This window comes from Leifsonia poae, assembly GCF_020009625.1.
Taxonomy (GTDB): domain Bacteria; phylum Actinomycetota; class Actinomycetes; order Actinomycetales; family Microbacteriaceae; genus Leifsonia; species Leifsonia poae_A.
Genome location: NZ_JAIHLP010000002.1, coordinates 3,935,743 through 3,952,805 on the forward strand (window position 1 = coordinate 3,935,743; position 17,063 = coordinate 3,952,805).

The window sequence follows — 17,063 nt, forward strand, 5'->3', positions numbered from 1 at the left end:
TTTGCGCCACGATGGGGGGATGATCCGCCGCCGTCCCGTGCTCAGCATCTTCACGCCGGTGTATCTGGTGCTGGTGGGTGTCGTGACGCTGACTCCGCAGCGGGATTCCGGATCCGATTCGTGGACGCATCGGATCGTCGATGCGATCACGAGTACGCCGCTGACCTCGTGGATGTCGTACGACGGGATCGAGTTCACCGCGAACGTCGTCATGTTCGTGCCGATGGGGTTGCTATTCACGCTGCTGCTCGGCCGCAGGCGCTGGTGGGTGGCCCTGGCGATCGGCGTCGCGGCGACGTGCCTCATCGAGTTCTCGCAGCTGTTCATCCCGGGCCGGGTCAGCGATGTCCGCGACCTGATCGCGAATACTCTGGGCACCGCGGTCGGTATCGGGGTCGCGTTCATCGGCGATGGTCTCGCCGCTTCCCGTCGGGGCGCACTGGCTCGGGAATAGCCCGCCCAGGATAACCGTTGACACCGATATCCATGCAAACGCATTGAAATGGAGTAGGCACATGCAGTTCGGTATCTTCAGCGTCGGCGACATCACGGCCGACCCCACCACCGGTCGCACCCCGACCGACGGATCGCGGTTGCAGGACGTGCTGACCATCGCCCAGCACGCGGAGGAGGTCGGCCTCGACGTCTTCGCGATGGGGGAGCACCACAACCCGCCGTTCTTCCCGTCCAGCCCCGTCGCCATCAACAGCTACCTCGCCGCCACGACGAGCCGCATCATCCTCTCGACCGCCACGACCCTCATCACGACCAACGACCCCGTGCGCATCGCCGAGGAGTACTCGATGCTGCAGCACCTCTCGGGTGGCCGCATGGATCTCACCCTCGGGCGGGGCAACACCGGCCCGGTGTACCCGTGGTTCGGCGAAGACATCCGTCAGGGCATCCCGCTCGCGATCGAGAAGTACGCGCTGCTGCGTCGCCTGTGGCGTGAAGAGTTCGTCGACTGGGAGGGCAAGTTCCGCACGCCGCTGCAGGGCTTCCAATCCACACCGCGGCCCCTCGATGACGTGCCGCCCTTCGTGTGGCATGGCAGCATCCGCAGCCCCGAGATCGCCGAGCAGGCCGCCTTCTACGGCGATGGCTTCTTCGCCAACCACATCTTCTGGCCGGCATCGCACACGCAGCAGATGATCGCCCTCTACCGTCAGCGCTTCGAGCACTACGGCCACGGCACGGCCGCTCAGGCGATCGTCGGCCTCGGTGGTCAGGTGTTCATGCGCAAGAACTCGCAGGATGCGGTGAACGAGTTCCGGCCGTACTTCGACAACGCCCCCGTGTACGGACACGGCCCTTCGCTGGAGGAGTTCACCTCGCAGACGCCCCTGACCGTCGGCAGCCCGCAGGAAGTCATCGACCGCACGCTCGGCTTCCGCGACTACGTGGGCGACTACCAGCGTCAGCTCTGGCTGCTCGACCACGCCGGACTCCCACTGAAGACCGTGCTCGAGCAGCTCGACCTCCTCGGCTCCGAGGTGGTCCCGGTGCTGCGCAAAGAATTCGACGCGCTGCGGCCGGCCGGTGTTCCGGACGGCCCGACGCACGCCGCTCTGGTGGCTGCGCGGGATGCGGCGGAGCAGGATGCGGTCGAGCCGCCCGCGGCCGGGGTGTCCGCCGGACTCGCCTCGGAGGTGAAGTGATGACCGCCCGCACGATCGCCGTCGTCTCCGCCGGCCTCAGCCAGCCGTCGTCCAGTCGGTTGCTGGCCGACCGGCTCGCGGAGGCGACGGTGCGCCGGCTCACCGAGCGGGGCGTCGAGGTGGCGGTGCAGACGATCGAGTTGCGCGACACGGCGAAAGACGTGACGAACAACCTCCTCGCCGGCTTTCCCAGCCCTGCGCTCGCCGACGTCGTCGAGACGGTCACCGGCGCCGACGGCCTGATCGTTGTGAGCCCCATCTTCACGACCAGCTACAGCGGAATGTTCAAGTCGTTCTTCGATGTGATCGACCCCACAGCCCTCGATGGGATGCCCGTGCTGATCGGCGCGACCGGTGGAACCGAGCGCCACTCGCTGGCCCTCGAGTACGCGATGCGCCCGATGTTCACCTACCTGCACGGTGTCGTCGTGCCCACCTCCGTCTACGCCGCCTCCGCCGATTGGGGTAGTGGCGCCGACACGGTGAAGGCACTTCCGGATCGCATCGAGCGCGCCGCGGGGGAGTTCGCGGCGCTCGTCTCGGCATCCGACCGCTCCTCGCTCGTCAAGGACCCGTTCACCCTCGACTCCGACTTCGGAGCCCTTCTCGGCGGCTTCTCCGCCGACTAGCGTCTGCCAGCTTCGCCCTCGTCGTCGAGACCGGGTGCGCACGATCGCGTCCCGGCAGTGCCAGCCACTGATCAGCCACGGTCTCACCTCCGGTCGAGATCGTGCGGGCACGGATGATTCAGAACCTGCGCGGCGCCCTGCCGCGCTGACCGGGTGTTTCTCCCGGATTCCCGGCGTCACCTGGTAGGCTTCTCCCGGTCGACTCGATTGTTGGCCGGGCAGTTTCTCGAAACGCCCCCAACTGAATATCGAGCACCAAACGGAGCAGGCTGGCAGGAGCTGGTCCTCGGTGGTGGTATCCGGATGCGCCGGCACGACGAGCGCAACCGTGTATTTCTACTGATGGCCAGACGGGCACCAACCCTCAGCGTCGATTCGCGGCGCCGGGATGCCGCACGTTCGCGTCGACTGACGTGACGATCTGCCTGTTCCCCTGCTCCGATGCTGAAGTCGCCGCCCACACGGGGAGGCGACGTAAAACAAAGGAGAAAGACCTCTTGGAAGGTCCCGAAATCAAATTCGCCGAAGCCGTTCTCGACAATGGACGCTTCGGCACCCGCACGGTCCGCTTCGAAGCGGGCCGCCTCGCGCAGCAGGCTCAGGGCGCAGTTGCCGCCTACCTCGACGAGGAGACCATGCTGCTGAGCGCGACCAGCGCCAGCAAGCACCCGAAAGACAACTTCGACTTCTTCCCCCTCACAGTGGATGTCGAAGAGCGCAGCTACGCCGCCGGCAAGATCCCCGGCTCGTTCTTCCGTCGTGAGGGCCGCCCCTCCACCGAAGCGATCCTCGTCTGCCGTCTGATCGACCGGCCCCTGCGCCCGTCGTTCGTGACCGGCCTCCGCAACGAGGTGCAGATCGTCATCACCGTTCTGAGCATCGCTCCGGACGAGTTCTACGACGCGCTCGCCATTAACGCGGCCTCGATGTCCACACAGATCTCCGGTCTGCCGTTCAGCGGCCCGATCGGTGCCGTGCGTCTCGCGCTCATCCCCGGCAACGGCGGAGCCGAGGACCAGTGGATCGCGTTCCCGAAGGCCTCGCAGCTGGAAGAGGCCGTCTTCGACATCGTCGTCGCCGGTCGTGTGATCACCGCGGCGGACGGCTCGGAAGACGTCGCCATCATGATGGTGGAGGCCGAAGCGACCGAAGGCAGCTGGAACCTCATCCAGGCCGGCGCCACGAAGCCGAACGAGGAGGTCGTGGCCCAGGGCCTCGAGGCGGCCAAGCCGTTCCTCAAGCAGCTCGTCGCTGCGCAGAACGTTCTGGCGCAGCAGGCCGCGAAGGAGATCGCCGAGTACCCGGTGTTCCTCCCGTACACTCAGGAGACCTACGACAACGTCGCAGGTCTCGCCTACGACGACCTGGTGAACGTTTACCAGATCGCCGACAAGATCGAGCGCCAGAACGCGGACGACGCCCTCAAGGAGCGCGTCAAGGTCGCCCTGACCGAGAAGGTCGAAGCCGGTGTGCTCGACGCCGAGGTGCTGTCGCAGTTCTCGGCGGCGTACAAGTCGGTGTCGAAGGTCGTCATGCGCGGTCGCGTGCTGCGCGAGGGCATCCGCATCGACGGTCGTGGCCTCACCGACATCCGCCCGCTCGACGCCGAGGTGCAGGTCATCCCGCGCGTCCACGGCTCGGCGATCTTCCAGCGCGGCGAGACCCAGATCCTGGGTGTCACCACGCTGAACATGCTCAAGATGGAGCAGCAGATCGACTCGCTGTCGCCGGTCACCAAGAAGCGCTACCTGCACCACTACAACTTCCCGCCCTACTCCACCGGTGAGACCGGTCGGGTCGGGTCGCCGAAGCGTCGCGAGATCGGGCACGGCTTCCTCGCCGAGCGCGCCCTCGTTCCGGTGCTGCCGAGCCGCGATGAGTTCCCCTACGCGATCCGCCAGGTGTCCGAGGCTCTCGGCTCCAACGGCTCCACGTCGATGGGTTCCGTGTGCGCCTCCACCCTGTCCCTGCTGAACGCCGGTGTGCCGCTGCGCGCGCCGGTCGCCGGCATCGCCATGGGCCTGATCTCGGACACGGTCGACGGTGAGACCCGCTACGCGGCGCTGACCGACATCCTGGGTGCCGAGGATGCGCTGGGCGACATGGACTTCAAGGTCGCCGGAACGAGCGAGTTCGTCACCGCGATCCAGCTCGACACCAAGCTCGACGGCATCCCCTCCGCCGTTCTGGCCGGTGCGCTGAAGCAGGCGAAGGATGCTCGCACGACCATCCTCGCGGTGCTGAACGCCGCCATCGACCAGCCCGACGAGATGGCCCCGACCGCGCCCCGCGTGATCTCGGTGCAGATCCCGGTCGACAAGATTGGTGAGCTGATCGGCCCGAAGGGCAAGACGATCAACGCCATCCAGGACGAGACCGGCGCCGACATCTCCATCGAGGAGGACGGCACCGTCTACATCGGCGCTGTCGATGGTCCGTCGGCCGAGGCTGCCCGCGCTCAGGTGAACGCGATCGCGAACCCCACCAACCCGGAGGTCGGCGAGCAGTTCCTCGGAACCGTCGTCAAGATCGCCGCGTTCGGTGCGTTCGTCTCGCTGCTGCCCGGCAAGGATGGTCTGCTGCACATCTCCGAGGTGCGCAAGCTCGCCGGTGGCAAGCGTGTCGAGAACGTCGAAGACGTGCTCGGCGTTGGCCAGAAGATCCTGGTGGAGATCACCAAGATCGACGACCGGGGCAAGCTGTCGCTCGCCCCGGTGCTCGCCGATGAGGCGGACACCCACGGCCGCGACGCCGCCAGCGAGGGCCCCGAGGCTCCCGCCGAAGGCGAGTAGTCACCCCGCTCCACCCGAAGGCCGCGCAGACCCCGTCTGCGCGGCCTTCGTGCATCCACCGCCCCTCACCCCGATCGAATCGTCCTCGAATGTGCGGAGTCGGGCCGGGAGGGGCGGGTCAGCGGCGGGCGGCGTCGCGGGCGAGCAGGGGGTGCATGCGGAACGGGATGAGCTCGCCCATGTCGAGGGACGTCTCGGCGCGTTCGACGCCGTCGCAGGCCTGGATGGCGCCGGTGATGCGGAACAAGTCCTCGGCATCCGTGCACACGACGCGCACGAGCAGATCGGAGGGTCCGCTGAGACCGTGGGCCTGCACGATCTCGGGGATGGTCGCCAGCTGTTCGACGATGGCGGCGAGCTTCTGTTGCTGCACATGCACCGTGACGAAGGCAGCGAGCGGGTAGCCGGCAGCGTGTGCGCTGATGCGTCGATCGAAGGCGAGGAAAACGCCCGCACGTTCCAGTGCGGCCATCCGCGACTGCACAGTGTTGCGGCTGAGGCCGAGCCGGTCGGCGAGCGTGACGTTGGTCGAGCGAGGGTCCTCGGTGAGGGCTACGAGGAGCCGCCTGTCGGTGCTGTCGATGGTGGGCATAGTGCGAAACGTAGCACGACACGACACGCGGAAACAGTGCACTCTGCTCATCCGACACGCCGATAGTTGTGCGGGGTGATCGCCCGGCGTAGCGTTCCGAGTAATTCCGGCAAGGAGGCCGGAAGCCGGTCTCTGGTGCCATAAGCGTCGGGATCGGGCGCGAGAGTGAAGGTTGCGTGAACCGTGACGATCGACAATCAACCCGCCATCCGAAGCCGTGACGACAACGACCGGATGGACGACGTGCACCTCGGCGAACTCCGGCTCGGCGAGATCGACACCGTGCAGCTCTTGACCCCGACCGGGGAGCGGCTGAGTGATCTGCGCTACGACGCCTGGGTCTCCGACATCGGCGACGACCAGCTGCTCTCGCTCTATGAAGACATGGTGGTCATCCGTCGCATCGACACGGAGGCCACCGCCCTGCAGCGTCAGGGCGAGTTGGGCCTGTGGCCGCCATTGCTCGGCCAGGAGGCGTCGCAGATCGGCTCCGGCCGGGCGCTCCGCGCCGACGATTTCGTGTTTTCGAGCTATCGCGAGAACGGCGTGGCCTACTGCCGGGGCGCCGGACTCACCGAACTCGTGAAAGTCTGGCGGGGAACGGCGCAGACCGGCTGGAACCCCTACGACATCAACATGGCCACCCCGCAGGTGATCATCGGCGCCCAGACATTGCATGCCACGGGGTATGCCCTCGGCATCCAGGCGGATGGCACCGATTCCGTGGCGATCGCCTACTTCGGCGATGGGGCGACCAGCGAGGGCGACGTCACCGAGGCGATGATCTTTGCCGCCACCTATGCGGCTCCCGTGATCTTCTTCTGCCAGAACAACCAGTGGGCGATCTCCGAGCCCGTGAGCCTGCAGGCGCAGCGTCCGATCGCCGAGCGTGCGCCGGGGTTCGGCATCCCGAGCGTGCGCGTCGACGGCAATGACGTGCTGGCCGTGATGGCGGTCACCCGCTCGGCTCTGGATCGCGCCCGCGCCGGCGGCGGTCCCACGTTCGTCGAGGCCGTCACGTACCGCATGGGCCCGCACACCACGGCGGACGATCCCACCCGGTACCGCGACCCGGCCGAGCTGGACGACTGGAAGGGTAAAGATCCGATCAGCCGGGTGGCGGCCTATCTCTCGGCGCGGCGCATCCTCACGCCCGAGAGCGCGGAGGCCGTGGCCGCCACGGCCGACCAGGTGGCGGCCGAATTGCGTGCCGGTTGTGTCTCGCTTGCCGATCCCGACCCGATGAGCGTGTTCGACAACGTCTACGCCGAAGCCCACACCGGTCTCGCCCGCGAGCGCGACCACTACAGCCGCTATCTGCGCACCTTCGTCGGCGGTGACGGGCGATGACGACGCTCACGCTGGCGAAGGCGATCAACGCCGGACTCCGCAAAGCGCTGGCCGGCGATGACCGCGTCGTGCTGATGGGGGAGGACATCGGAAGTCTCGGCGGTGTCTATCGCGTCACCGACGGGTTGCAGACCGAGTTCGGTCCGCGCCGGGTGATGGATTCCCCGCTGGCCGAATCCGGAATCGTCGGCACCGCGGTGGGCATGGCATACCGCGGGTACCGACCGGTGGTGGAGATCCAATTCGACGGCTTCATCTATCCGGCGTTCGACCAGATCGTCAGCCAGGTTGCCCGGATGCATTACCGGACGGCCGGCGCGGTGACGATGCCGATCACCATCAGGGTGCCGTTCGCCGGCGGCATCGGCGCCGCGGAGCACCATTCGGACTCGCCTGAGGCCTATTTCGCGCACGCCGCCGGGCTGCGGGTGGTGTCTCCGTCCGATCCGGAGGACGCTTACACGCTCATTCAGCAGGCGATCGCCTCCGACGACCCCGTGCTGTACTTCGAGCCGAAACGGCGCTACCACGTGAAAGGCGAGGTCGACGAGGCGGTGCCGTTGGCCGATGCCCGGCCGATGGGGACGGCCCGCGTTCTCGTCCCCGGCACCGACGTGACCCTGGTCACCTACGGTGGCCTGGTGCAGGTCGCCCGGGATGCAGCCGTGGCTGCCGGTGACGACGGCATCTCGGTCGAAGTGATCGATCTGCGCTCGCTTTCGCCGCTCGACCTCGACACCGTGATCGCCTCGGTGCGCAAGACCGGCCGTCTCGTCGTGACCCATGAGGCGCCCCTCTCGGGCGGTCTCGGCGCCGAGGTGGCGGCGGCCATCACCGAGCGGTGCTTCCTCTTTCTGGAGCACGCGCCCGTGCGGGTCACCGGGCAGGACATCCCGTATCCGGCCGCGAAGCTGGAGGGCGCGCACCTGCCGGATCTCGATCGGCTGCTCGACGGCATCGATCGGGCCCTGGATCGCCCGAACTCGTTGACCGGGGTGGAGGACTGATGACCGTCGTCAAAGATTTCGCGTTGCCGGATCTCGGTGAGGGTCTCACCGAGTCGGAGCTGGTGAACTGGCATGTTGCGGTGGGCGACGAGGTGCGGCTCAACCAGATCATCGCCGAAGTGGAGACGGCGAAAGCCCTCGTCGAGCTCCCTTCGCCGTGGAGTGGGGTGGTCTCGGCTCTCTATGTCGAGCCGGGTGTCACCGTTTCGGTGGGGGAACGGATGATCGCGTTCGAGGTGGAGGGTGAACCGGATGCTCCTCCCGTGCCGTCCGTGCCCGCGGCGGCGGCCGACCTGCCTGAGCCGAACCTGGTGGGGTACGGCGCCCCGGCGGAGTCGGGTGACCGACCGCACCGCCGGCCGCGGCCCGGCCTCGCCGTCGCGGTGGAGCCTGTCGCCGTCTCCGCATCGGTGTCGACGGCGGAACGTCCGCGGGCCACTCCGCCGGTGCGCAGACTGGCGCGGGAGCGTGGCGTGGACCTCCGAGCGCTGGTCGGATCCGGCGACCGCGGTGTGATCACTCGGCACGATGTGGAGGCCGTCGTCACAGCCGGGACGGCCACCGAGACGGCCACCGGGACGGCTACCGGCGCGGCAGCCGCTGCTGCGCCGGTGCGAGAGCGCCGGTTCCCGATCAAGGGCGTTCGCCGGCTCACCGCCGAGGCGATGGTGCGCAGCGCGTTCACGGCGCCCCACGCCACGGTCTTCCTCACGGTGGACGTCACGCCGACGTCGGAGCTGCTCGACCGGCTGCGCGCGCGCCGCGAGTTCGCCGACAACCGTCCCGGCCTGCTCGCGATCGTGGCGAAGGCGCTATGCCTCGCGATACGCCGCACCCCTTCGGTCAACGCCCGATGGGAGGAGGCGACGCAAGAGATCGTGGAATTCGGGTATGTGAACCTCGGGATCGCCGCCGCGACGCCACGGGGACTCGTCGTGCCCACCATCCCTGACGCCGAATCGTTGAACCTGGGTGAGCTTGCGACGGCCATCCGCGAACTCGCCGAGACTGCGCGTGCCGGACGCACTGCGCCCGAACGCTTGAGCGGCGGCACCATCTCGATCACCAATGTCGGTGTGTTCGGGGTGGATGCTGGAACGCCGATCCTCACCCCCGGCGAGGCGGCCATTCTGGCGCTCGGCGCCGTGCGCCGTCAGCCGTGGGAGCATCGCGGCGAGATCGCATTGCGCGAAGTGGTCACACTCGCGCTCTCGTTCGACCATCGGGTCGTCGACGGTGAGCAGGCGGCCCGCTTCCTCGCCGACATCGGGCGCATCCTGGCCGATCCCGCGACCACGCTCGCGATGGTCTGAGCCGCCGGTGGGGGAAGGGTCAGGCGTGCAGGGCAGCGTTCAGCTCGATGCCGCCCGAACGCGGCAGCACCTCGACAGCGCCCGTGAGTGAGTTGCGGCGGAACAGCAGGCCGGGAACGCCGGAGAGTTCCACGGCTTTCACCGTCTGCGGGCGACCATCGGCCGTGGGGGTTCCGCCGACCACGACGACCTTGGTGCCCGCTGTCACGTAGAGCCCGGCCTCGACGACAGAGTCGTCGCCGATCGAGATGCCGATGCCGGAGTTCGCGCCGAGCAGGGCCCGCTCGCCGATGGCGACGCGCTGGGTGCCCCCGCCCGAGAGCGTACCCATGATGGAGGCGCCGCCGCCGATGTCGGAGCCGTCGCCGACGACGACGCCCTGCGAGACGCGTCCCTCGATCATCGACGTGCCGAGAGTGCCGGCATTGAAGTTGACGAAGCCTTCGTGCATCACCGTGGTGCCGGGCGAGAGGTGGGCGCCCAGACGCACGCGCGAGGCATCGGCGATGCGCACTCGGTCGGGCGTGACGTAGTCGAGCAGGCGCGGGAACTTGTCGATGCCGGTGACGTGGATGCCGGCACGCTGCAGCTGCGGGCGCAACCGGTCGAAGTCGGCCGGATGCACCGGTCCTGCATTGGTCCAGGTGACGATCGGCAGGTGCCCGAAGATGCCGTCGAGGTTGACGGTGTTCGGCGCGACGAGCAGGTGGGAGAGCAGGTGGAGACGCAGGTAGGCGTCCGGGGTGGATGCGGGAGCGGCGTCCAGGTCGATGTCGACGGTCACGACGTCGATGCGCACATTGCGGCGCGGATCGTCGCCGGCGAGCGCCTCGAACTCCGCGGGGGCGATCCAACGGTCGCGGCCGGCGGGCAGCCCGCCGAGCTTCGGCTCCGGGAACCAGGTGTCGAGCACGGTGCCGTCGCCGGCGACGGTCGCGAGTCCGTAGCCCCAGGCCTGGCGGAGGGAGGGGGCGGGCGCGGCGGATTCGGAGGAAACGTCGGAGGGCATGCCTCTAGATTAGTAGTGTGCCTCTCGACCTCAGTGCCTCCTCGATCGACCTCACCCGCCAGATCTGCGACATCGAGTCGGTGTCCGGAGATGAGGGGGGCTTGGCCGACGCCATCGAGGCCGCGCTCGTCGACTGCGACCATCTCGAGATCGTGCGCGACGGCGACACGGTCGTCGCCCGCACCGACCTCGGCCGGGATCGTCGGGTCGTGATCGCGGGCCACATCGACACCGTGCCGGTCAACGGCAATCTGCCGACGCGATTCGAGACCGAAGACGGCGTCGACTACCTGTGGGGTCGCGGCACCGTCGACATGAAGGCGGGAACGGCGGTTCAGCTCAAACTGGCCGCCGAGCTCACCGATCCGACGGTCGACATCACGTGGATGTGGTACGACCATGAGGAGGTCTCGGCCGACCTGAACGGTCTCGGCCGGCTCGCCCGCAACCGTCCCGACCTGTTCGTCGGCGACTTCGCCATCCTCGGCGAACCGAGCAACGGTGTGGTCGAGGGCGGATGCAACGGCAACCTCCGGGTCGAGGTCCGTACCTTCGGGCGCCGTGCGCATTCGGCACGCGGCTGGGTGGGCGAGAACGCCATTCACAAAGCCGCGCCCATCCTCGAGATCCTGGCGGCGTATACGGCGCGCGAGGTGGAGGTCGACGGTCTGGTCTATCGCGAGGGACTCAATGCGGTCGGCATCTCCGGGGGAGTCGCCGGGAACATCATCCCCGACGAGTGCATGGTGCACATCAACTACCGATTCGCGCCCAGCAGAAGCGCCGAGGAAGCCATCGAGCACATGCGCGAGCTGTTCGGCGAGTACGAGATCGCCGTCGTCGACCGCGCGGACGGGGCGCGGCCGGGCCTCGACGCCCCGCTCGCGCAGGAGTTCCTCGCGGCTGTCGGCGGTGAGGCGAAACCCAAGTACGGCTGGACCGACGTCGCGCGTTTTTCGGCGCTCGGCATCCCGGCGGTCAACTACGGCCCGGGCGATCCGCTGAAGGCGCACGCCGACGACGAACGGGTGCCTGTCGCCCAGATCACCGCCGTCGAAGCGGGTCTGCGTGCCTGGCTCTCCGGTGTCGGCCGGGGCTGACCAGGCGACGCGGGGGCGTGCGACAGTGGTACGCCGCGCCCCGAGCGTCGTTCCGTGGTGGTCGCGGTGGTGGGTGCGCGTGCTCGCCGTGTATGCGGCGAGCCGGGTGCTCACGACGATCCTGCTGCTGATCCTCGCCGGTGTCCAGGGTGCGAACCCCTGGACGGCCGCCCACCCGTCCTATTTCGATTTCGCGTCGATCTGGGACGGACGGTGGTACAACATCGTCTCGATCGCCGGCTATCCGTCCACGCTGCCCACGCTCGACGGGCATGTGACCGAGAACGCCTGGGCGTTCATGCCGGTGTATCCGGGTGTCGTGAACGCCCTGCAGTTCGTGACCGGGATGTCGTGGCCGGTCGCCGCGGTGCTCCTCTCGGTGGCGTTCGGCGCCGGTGCCGCACTGCTGTTCTACCGGCTGCTCGTGCGGGTGAAGCTCTCGCCCTCGACGAGCCTGTTCGCGGTCGTCTTGTTCTGCGTGTCTCCGGTGTCGCCGCTGTTCCAGCTCGCCTACGCCGAGTCGATGTACATCTTTCTGCTGACGGCAGCGCTTCTCCTCCTCGTTGAGCGGCGCTACGCCTGGTTGTTCCCGGTGGTGCTCGTCATGGCGTTCACCCGGCCGAGCGGCCTCGCTTTCGCGCTCGCGCTCGCCTTCCACGTGGTCTACCGGTGGGTGGTGCGCCGGCGGGATGCGTTCCCGGTTCGCGATCGCGTCCTCAGCGTCTCACTCGCCGTGTTCAGCGGGTTCGCCGGTCTCGCCTGGCCGGCGATCGCAGGGCTGGTGACCGGCGACCTGACCGCGTACACGGATTCCGAGCTCGCCTGGCGCGCCCCGTACATCGGGTACACCCATCTGGTTCCGTTCGCGTCGTGGTTCCAGGGGGCGGATTGGTGGTTCACCTTCATGCTCCAGCTTCCGGCCTGGCTCGGAATCGTCACCCTTCTGGTGGTCGTCGCGCTGTTCGTCGTCGCCCAGTTCACGCCGGCGGTACGCCGGCTCGGCGTCGATCTGCGGTTCTGGGTCGCAGCTTATTCGGTGTACCTGCTCGCGGTCTTCTTCCCCAGTCGAGCACGTTCCGGCTGCTGATGCCCTTGTTCCCCCTGCTCGGAGCCCTCGCCCTACCGAAGAGTCGCCTCTACCGATCGGCCCTCGTGGCGCTTTTCCTGGCGCTCCAGGTGGGCTGGCTGCTCGTGTGCTGGGGGTCGACGGAGCCGATTGGTCGCCCCCGTGATCGGGTGCCCCGGTGTTCGCGGGCGGACACACGATTTCCGCCCTCCGCCGCCGATGACAGATAATGAGTAGACATCCACGAAAGGGGAGCTGCATGGCGGCCATGAAGCCGAGGACCGGGGACGGGCCAATGGAGGCTGTGAAGGAGGGTCGGCTCATCATCGTTCGAGTGCCGCTCGAGGGTGGCGGACGACTCGTCGTCTCTGTCAACGACGCGGAGGCCAAAGAGCTTCACGATGCTCTTGCGAGCGTCGTGACTCCCTCCTAGTAGCATTCAGCACGAGAACACCGAGAACGGGCCCCCATCGGGGCCCGTTTCATTTTCTCGGGACCAGGGTCTAGTCGCTGAGTTTCGTGATCTGGAGCAGCCCGTCGCCGGCGAGCGACAGGGCGCTGAGGACGGCGCCGGAGGCAGCCGTCTCGGTGATCAGGGTGCGGAACCCGGTTGCGACGTCGTCGCGCTGGGCCGGATCGGAGACGCGCCCCTTCCAGAGCGCGTGCGCGACGAGGACGGTTCCACCGGGGCGGGCCAGACGCAGGCCGTGTTCCACATATTCGATGACCGATTGCGGGTCTGCGTCGATGAAGACGATGTCGTACGAGTTCTCGTTCATCCGGGGCAACACCTCCAATGCGCGACCGGTGATGAGGCGCACCCGGTTGGCAGAGATGCCGGCCTCGGTGAAGAATCCTCGCGCGTGCTGCTGGTGCTCCAGCTCCGAATCGATGGACGTGAGCTGGGCGCGAGTGCCGCCGGTGAGCAGCCAGAGGCCGGAGACGCCGGCACCTGTGCCGATCTCCACGATGCTCTCGGCCGCAGTGGCAGCGACGACGACGGCGGCCTGCGCGCCGACACTCGCCGCGATCGGATCGATACCGAGCTCGAGCGACTGCTGTCGGGCTCGAGCGATGACCTCGTTCTCGACGATCACATCGTCGGCGAACTTCCAGTTCGAATCTTTGTCTGACACAGCACTCCCGGTGTTCTCCGGCACAAGGATACGGCCAAGACGCGTGGCTTTCGTGCAGGCGATCCGGGTTACTCTTATCTCGTGTTCGGATTGACCTTCGAGAAGCTGCTGATCATCGGTGTGATCGCTGCCTTTCTCATCGGACCGGACCGGCTGCCCGGCTACGCCGCGAAACTCGGTCAGTTCGCGCGCACCCTGCGCGAGTTCGCCAACGGGGCGAAAGACCGGATGCGCGAGGAGATGGGTCCCGAGTTCGACGAGGTCGACTGGAAGAAGCTCGACCCGCGTCAATACGATCCCCGCCGAATCGTTCGCGAAGCGCTCCTCGACGATGGGGCCACCGCTGCACCCGTCGCGGTCAGCACGATCAAACCCGTCACCGAGTCGGCGTATGCCCAGCACAAGAACAAATTGCGGAACGGGGCGGTTCCCCCGTTCGACGCCGAAGCCACCTAGCGCGTTTATCCAATAGCATTCGGGAATGATCGCAACGGAGCCCTCGCTCACCCGGCGAACGATCGCCCGCTATGCCATCGGTTCGCTCGGGACCGGCGGGTTCTCCACTCTTCCCGGGCTGGTGCTCGTCTACTATCTGACCGACACGCTGGGCGTCGCCGCCCTCGTGGCGGGTGTCGTCGTCACGGTGGCGAAGATCTGGGATGTGGTGATCGACCCGGTCATCGGCGCACGGTCGGATCGGATGCTCGCCAGTCGGGGGTCGAGGCGCCCCATGATGATCCTCGGGGCGATCGCCCTCCCTGTCTTCTTCCTCGTCACCTTCGCGGTTCCGCTCGGAACACCGGTTGTCGCCTCCGCTGTCTGGGTGCTGCTGGCGTTCGTGCTCACGGCGACGGCGTTCAGCCTGTTCCAGGTCCCGTACATCGCCCTGCCGGCCGAGCTCGCCTCCGGCTATGACCAGCGCACTCGCCTGCTCACCTGGCGCGTGGTGGTGCTGACCTTCGCGATCCTGCTGTTCGGCGCGGGCGGACCGGCCCTGCGCTCGCTCGGGGGCGACGACAAGTTCAGCGGATACTTCCTGATGGCCCTCGTCGCCGGCGTGGTGATCGGGGTCGGGATGCTGGTCTCCAGTTTCGTCGCCCCACGGCACGCCCCCGGCGCGGTCGTGCTGCCGAAGCAGGGCATCCTCGTCACCCTGCGCACCAACTACGCCGCCGGCGTGCGAGTACTGCGGGAGAGCCAGCCGTTCCGCGCCCTGCTGCTGGCGTTCCTGCTGCAGGGGTTGGCGACCGGCGTGATGCTGGCCGGGGCGAACTATGTCGCCACCTGGGTGCTGCACTCCGAGGACGCGGTGACCTTCCTCTTCGTCGCCCTCATCGGGCCGGCGCTGATCGTCACTCCGCTCTGGGGTGTCGTTTCGCGGCGGATCGGCAAGGAAAGCGGGTTCGCGGCCGCGAGCATCCTGTTCGGAGTCGCCGCCCTGTCGATGGTCGTCCTCCTCTGGGCCCCCGGCGACTGGGTGTACTTCCCGGTGGCGCTCGTCGGCGCCGGCTACGCCGGCATGCAGTCGCTGCCGATGGCGATGCTCCCGGACGTGATCTCCCACGACGCCGCCCGCAACGGCGCCGGCCGGGCGGGTACCTTCGGCGGCATGTGGACGGCGGGCGAGACCACAGGGATGGCGCTCGGCGCCACCGTTCTCACGATCGTGCTCGCCGTCACGGGCTACATCGCCCGTTCCGCGACCCCGGCGGTCACCGCCGCCGGGGAGACTCAGCCGGCCAGCGCGGTCGCCGGGATCGTGCTCAGTTTCAGCCTGGTGCCCGCGGTGATCGTGGCGCTCAGTCTCATCCCGTTGTTCCGTTATCGCTTGCGCAAGGAGGACATCGATGGTCGCCTTTGATTCCGCTGCCATTCTCGCTCGGCTCGCCGCACTGAGGGCGGGGGACGCCCCCACCCACGGCGGCCATGTGCTCAGCTACGTCTACGACTCCGGCGTCGCCGACGTCGACGAGCTGGCGGCGCAGGCCGTGCGGCTGGTGCAGCCGGTGAACGGGCTCGACCCGACCACCTTCACATCGGTCGCGGTGATGGAACGCGAGGTGATCGGGTTCGCCCGCGAGCTCCTCCACGGCGGCGACGATGTCGTCGGCTCCGTGACCACCGGCGGAACAGAGTCGTGCTTGCTGGCCGTGAAGACGGCTCGGGATGTGTGGCGTGCGTCGGGCGGCGTCGGGCGAGCCCGTCTCGTGGCGCCGGTGACCGTGCACGCGGCGTTCCACAAGGCCGCGCACTATTTCGACCTGGAACTCGACCTGGTTCCCGTCGACGCCGCAACCGGCGCCGTGGACCCTGTTGCGCTGATCGCCCGCCTGGGGCTGGATGTGGCGCTCGCAGTGGTCTCGGCACCTTCGTACCCGTTCGCCGTGCTCGACCCGGTGGAGGCCGTCGCCGAGGCGTGCGAGGCCGCCGGCATCGCATGTCACGTCGACGCGTGCATCGGCGGGTGGATCCTGCCGTTCTGGCGTCGAGCCGACGGCGCACCGCTTCCCCTCTGGGACCTGAGGGTTCCAGGCGTGACGAGCATCTCGGCCGACCTGCACAAGTTCGGCTACGCGCCGAAGGGTGCGAGCGTCCTTCTCCAGCGGGGTCGCGACCGGCAGCGGGCTCAGTACTTCGCGACGACGGGCTGGCCGGGCTATCCGGTGGTGAACGCCACGATGCTCGGCTCGAAGTCCGCCGGAGCACTCGCGGCATCGTGGGCGATCGTGCAGGCGCTCGGCGCACGAGGTTTCGCAGAACTCGCCGGGTCGTGCGTTCGTGCGACGAGCGCGATCGCCGACATCATCGCCGACATCGACGGTTTGCGGCTGGTGGGAGACCCGGTGGGGCCCCTGCTGGCGGTCACGACCGATGACGATGTGCCCGCCGACAGGCAGGTCGACCCGCACCACTGGGCCGACCAGGCGCGCAAGCGCGGCTGGCTGCTGCAATTGCAACCGGGGCTCGTTCAGTCGGACGGGACACGGCTGCCGCACACGACCCACCTCACGATCACTCCCGTCACGGAGGAGAGGATCGACGAGCTCGAGACCGCGCTCCGCGCGTCCGCCGACGCCGTTCGGGGTCGTCCGCGTGCCGATGCGACGGCGGTGCTCGTCGGTCTGCCACCGGAACTCGCGCAAGCTCCGCTCACCTCCGACACGGCCGCGGCCGTTCTTCAGTCCATCGGCCTCGGCGGTTCCACGGACAGCACGGGTGCGCGCCTACCCGACGAGATGGCGCCGTTCCTCGCCCTGATCGAGGCGCTGCCCCGGCCCCTCACCGAGCGGCTGCTCACCGAGCTCCTGGCGCGGATCGTCGAGCCGCCCGCCGACTGACGCCGCCCGAACCGAGTTGTCACGAATCGCCGTGCGCTCCCGCGGGCGCACGGCGATTCGTGACAACTCGCTG

General features: G+C 68.1%; 16 protein-coding genes. 13 read left to right on the forward strand and 3 right to left on the reverse strand.

Annotated elements, in window-relative coordinates; genetic code table 11:
- The first annotated feature begins 19 nt into the window (after positions 1-19).
- The 4 genes from K5L49_RS19390 to K5L49_RS19405 all read left to right on the forward strand — a co-directional run bounded on the left by K5L49_RS19390 (position 20) and on the right by K5L49_RS19405 (position 5,079).
- The gene (locus K5L49_RS19390) at positions 20-454 is read left to right on the forward strand and encodes a VanZ family protein (protein WP_223695170.1); all 435 of its coding nucleotides are present in this window, start codon (positions 20-22) and stop codon (positions 452-454) included.
- Between the two features lie 61 nt (positions 455-515).
- Positions 516-1,658: an LLM class flavin-dependent oxidoreductase gene (locus K5L49_RS19395; RefSeq protein WP_223695171.1), complete on the forward strand. Its 1,143-nt coding sequence runs from the start codon at positions 516-518 to the stop codon at positions 1,656-1,658.
- The gene (locus tag K5L49_RS19400; RefSeq protein WP_223695172.1) at positions 1,658-2,287 is read left to right on the forward strand and encodes an FMN reductase; all 630 of its coding nucleotides are present in this window, start codon (positions 1,658-1,660) and stop codon (positions 2,285-2,287) included. Before K5L49_RS19395 ends, K5L49_RS19400 begins: the two co-directional genes overlap by 1 nt.
- 497 nt (positions 2,288-2,784) lie before the next feature.
- The gene (locus tag K5L49_RS19405; protein ID WP_223695173.1) at positions 2,785-5,079 is read left to right on the forward strand and encodes a polyribonucleotide nucleotidyltransferase; all 2,295 of its coding nucleotides are present in this window, start codon (positions 2,785-2,787) and stop codon (positions 5,077-5,079) included.
- Positions 5,080-5,197: 118 nt separating this feature from the next.
- On the opposite strand, the gene K5L49_RS19410 is transcribed toward K5L49_RS19405, so the two are convergent.
- Positions 5,198-5,671, reverse strand: a complete 474-nt coding sequence (locus tag K5L49_RS19410) for an Lrp/AsnC family transcriptional regulator (RefSeq protein WP_223695174.1) — start codon at positions 5,669-5,671, stop codon at positions 5,198-5,200.
- A gap of 234 nt (positions 5,672-5,905) precedes the next feature.
- Here K5L49_RS19410 and pdhA point away from each other — a divergent pair, with 234 nt between their 5' ends.
- The 3 genes from pdhA to K5L49_RS19425 are packed head-to-tail and all read left to right on the forward strand — an operon-like array spanning position 5,906 to position 9,341.
- A complete protein-coding gene (gene pdhA, locus K5L49_RS19415; RefSeq protein ID WP_223695346.1) occupies positions 5,906-7,021 on the forward strand; it encodes a pyruvate dehydrogenase (acetyl-transferring) E1 component subunit alpha in 1,116 nt (371 codons plus the stop codon).
- Positions 7,018-8,028: an alpha-ketoacid dehydrogenase subunit beta gene (locus tag K5L49_RS19420; RefSeq protein WP_223695175.1), complete on the forward strand. Its 1,011-nt coding sequence runs from the start codon at positions 7,018-7,020 to the stop codon at positions 8,026-8,028. Before pdhA ends, K5L49_RS19420 begins: the two co-directional genes overlap by 4 nt.
- Positions 8,028-9,341: a dihydrolipoamide acetyltransferase family protein gene (locus tag K5L49_RS19425; RefSeq protein WP_223695176.1), complete on the forward strand. Its 1,314-nt coding sequence runs from the start codon at positions 8,028-8,030 to the stop codon at positions 9,339-9,341. Before K5L49_RS19420 ends, K5L49_RS19425 begins: the two co-directional genes overlap by 1 nt.
- Positions 9,342-9,360: 19 nt before the next feature.
- On the opposite strand, the gene dapD is transcribed toward K5L49_RS19425, so the two are convergent.
- Positions 9,361-10,350: a 2,3,4,5-tetrahydropyridine-2,6-dicarboxylate N-succinyltransferase gene (dapD, locus tag K5L49_RS19430; RefSeq protein ID WP_223695177.1), complete on the reverse strand. Its 990-nt coding sequence runs from the start codon at positions 10,348-10,350 to the stop codon at positions 9,361-9,363.
- Positions 10,351-10,367: 17 nt separating this feature from the next.
- Between dapD and dapE the strand changes: the two genes are divergently transcribed.
- From dapE to K5L49_RS19445, 3 genes are all read left to right on the forward strand, one after another.
- On the forward strand, positions 10,368-11,450 hold the full coding sequence (dapE, locus tag K5L49_RS19435) for a succinyl-diaminopimelate desuccinylase (protein ID WP_223695178.1): 1,083 nt from the start codon (positions 10,368-10,370) through the stop codon (positions 11,448-11,450).
- A gap of 25 nt (positions 11,451-11,475) precedes the next feature.
- Positions 11,476-12,537, forward strand: a complete 1,062-nt coding sequence (locus K5L49_RS19440) for a hypothetical protein (protein ID WP_223695179.1) — start codon at positions 11,476-11,478, stop codon at positions 12,535-12,537.
- A 238-nt stretch (positions 12,538-12,775) separates the two neighbouring features.
- The gene (locus tag K5L49_RS19445) at positions 12,776-12,949 is read left to right on the forward strand and encodes a DUF3117 domain-containing protein (RefSeq protein ID WP_223695180.1); all 174 of its coding nucleotides are present in this window, start codon (positions 12,776-12,778) and stop codon (positions 12,947-12,949) included.
- A gap of 70 nt (positions 12,950-13,019) precedes the next feature.
- Here the strand turns inward: K5L49_RS19445 and K5L49_RS19450 are convergent, their stop codons facing one another.
- Positions 13,020-13,652, reverse strand: a complete 633-nt coding sequence (locus K5L49_RS19450; protein ID WP_223695181.1) for an O-methyltransferase — start codon at positions 13,650-13,652, stop codon at positions 13,020-13,022.
- A gap of 81 nt (positions 13,653-13,733) precedes the next feature.
- On the opposite strand from K5L49_RS19450, the gene K5L49_RS19455 reads away from it, so the two are divergent.
- The 3 genes from K5L49_RS19455 to K5L49_RS19465 are packed head-to-tail and all read left to right on the forward strand — an operon-like array spanning position 13,734 to position 16,990.
- A complete protein-coding gene (locus K5L49_RS19455) occupies positions 13,734-14,108 on the forward strand; it encodes a twin-arginine translocase TatA/TatE family subunit (protein WP_223695182.1) in 375 nt (124 codons plus the stop codon).
- Positions 14,109-14,133: 25 nt separating this feature from the next.
- Positions 14,134-15,513: an MFS transporter gene (locus K5L49_RS19460; protein ID WP_223695183.1), complete on the forward strand. Its 1,380-nt coding sequence runs from the start codon at positions 14,134-14,136 to the stop codon at positions 15,511-15,513.
- Entirely contained in the window at positions 15,500-16,990 is a 1,491-nt protein-coding gene (locus tag K5L49_RS19465; RefSeq protein ID WP_223695184.1) for a pyridoxal phosphate-dependent decarboxylase family protein, read from the forward strand. The genes K5L49_RS19460 and K5L49_RS19465 overlap by 14 nt, the downstream gene beginning before the upstream one ends.
- The last annotated feature ends 73 nt before the right edge of the window (positions 16,991-17,063 follow it).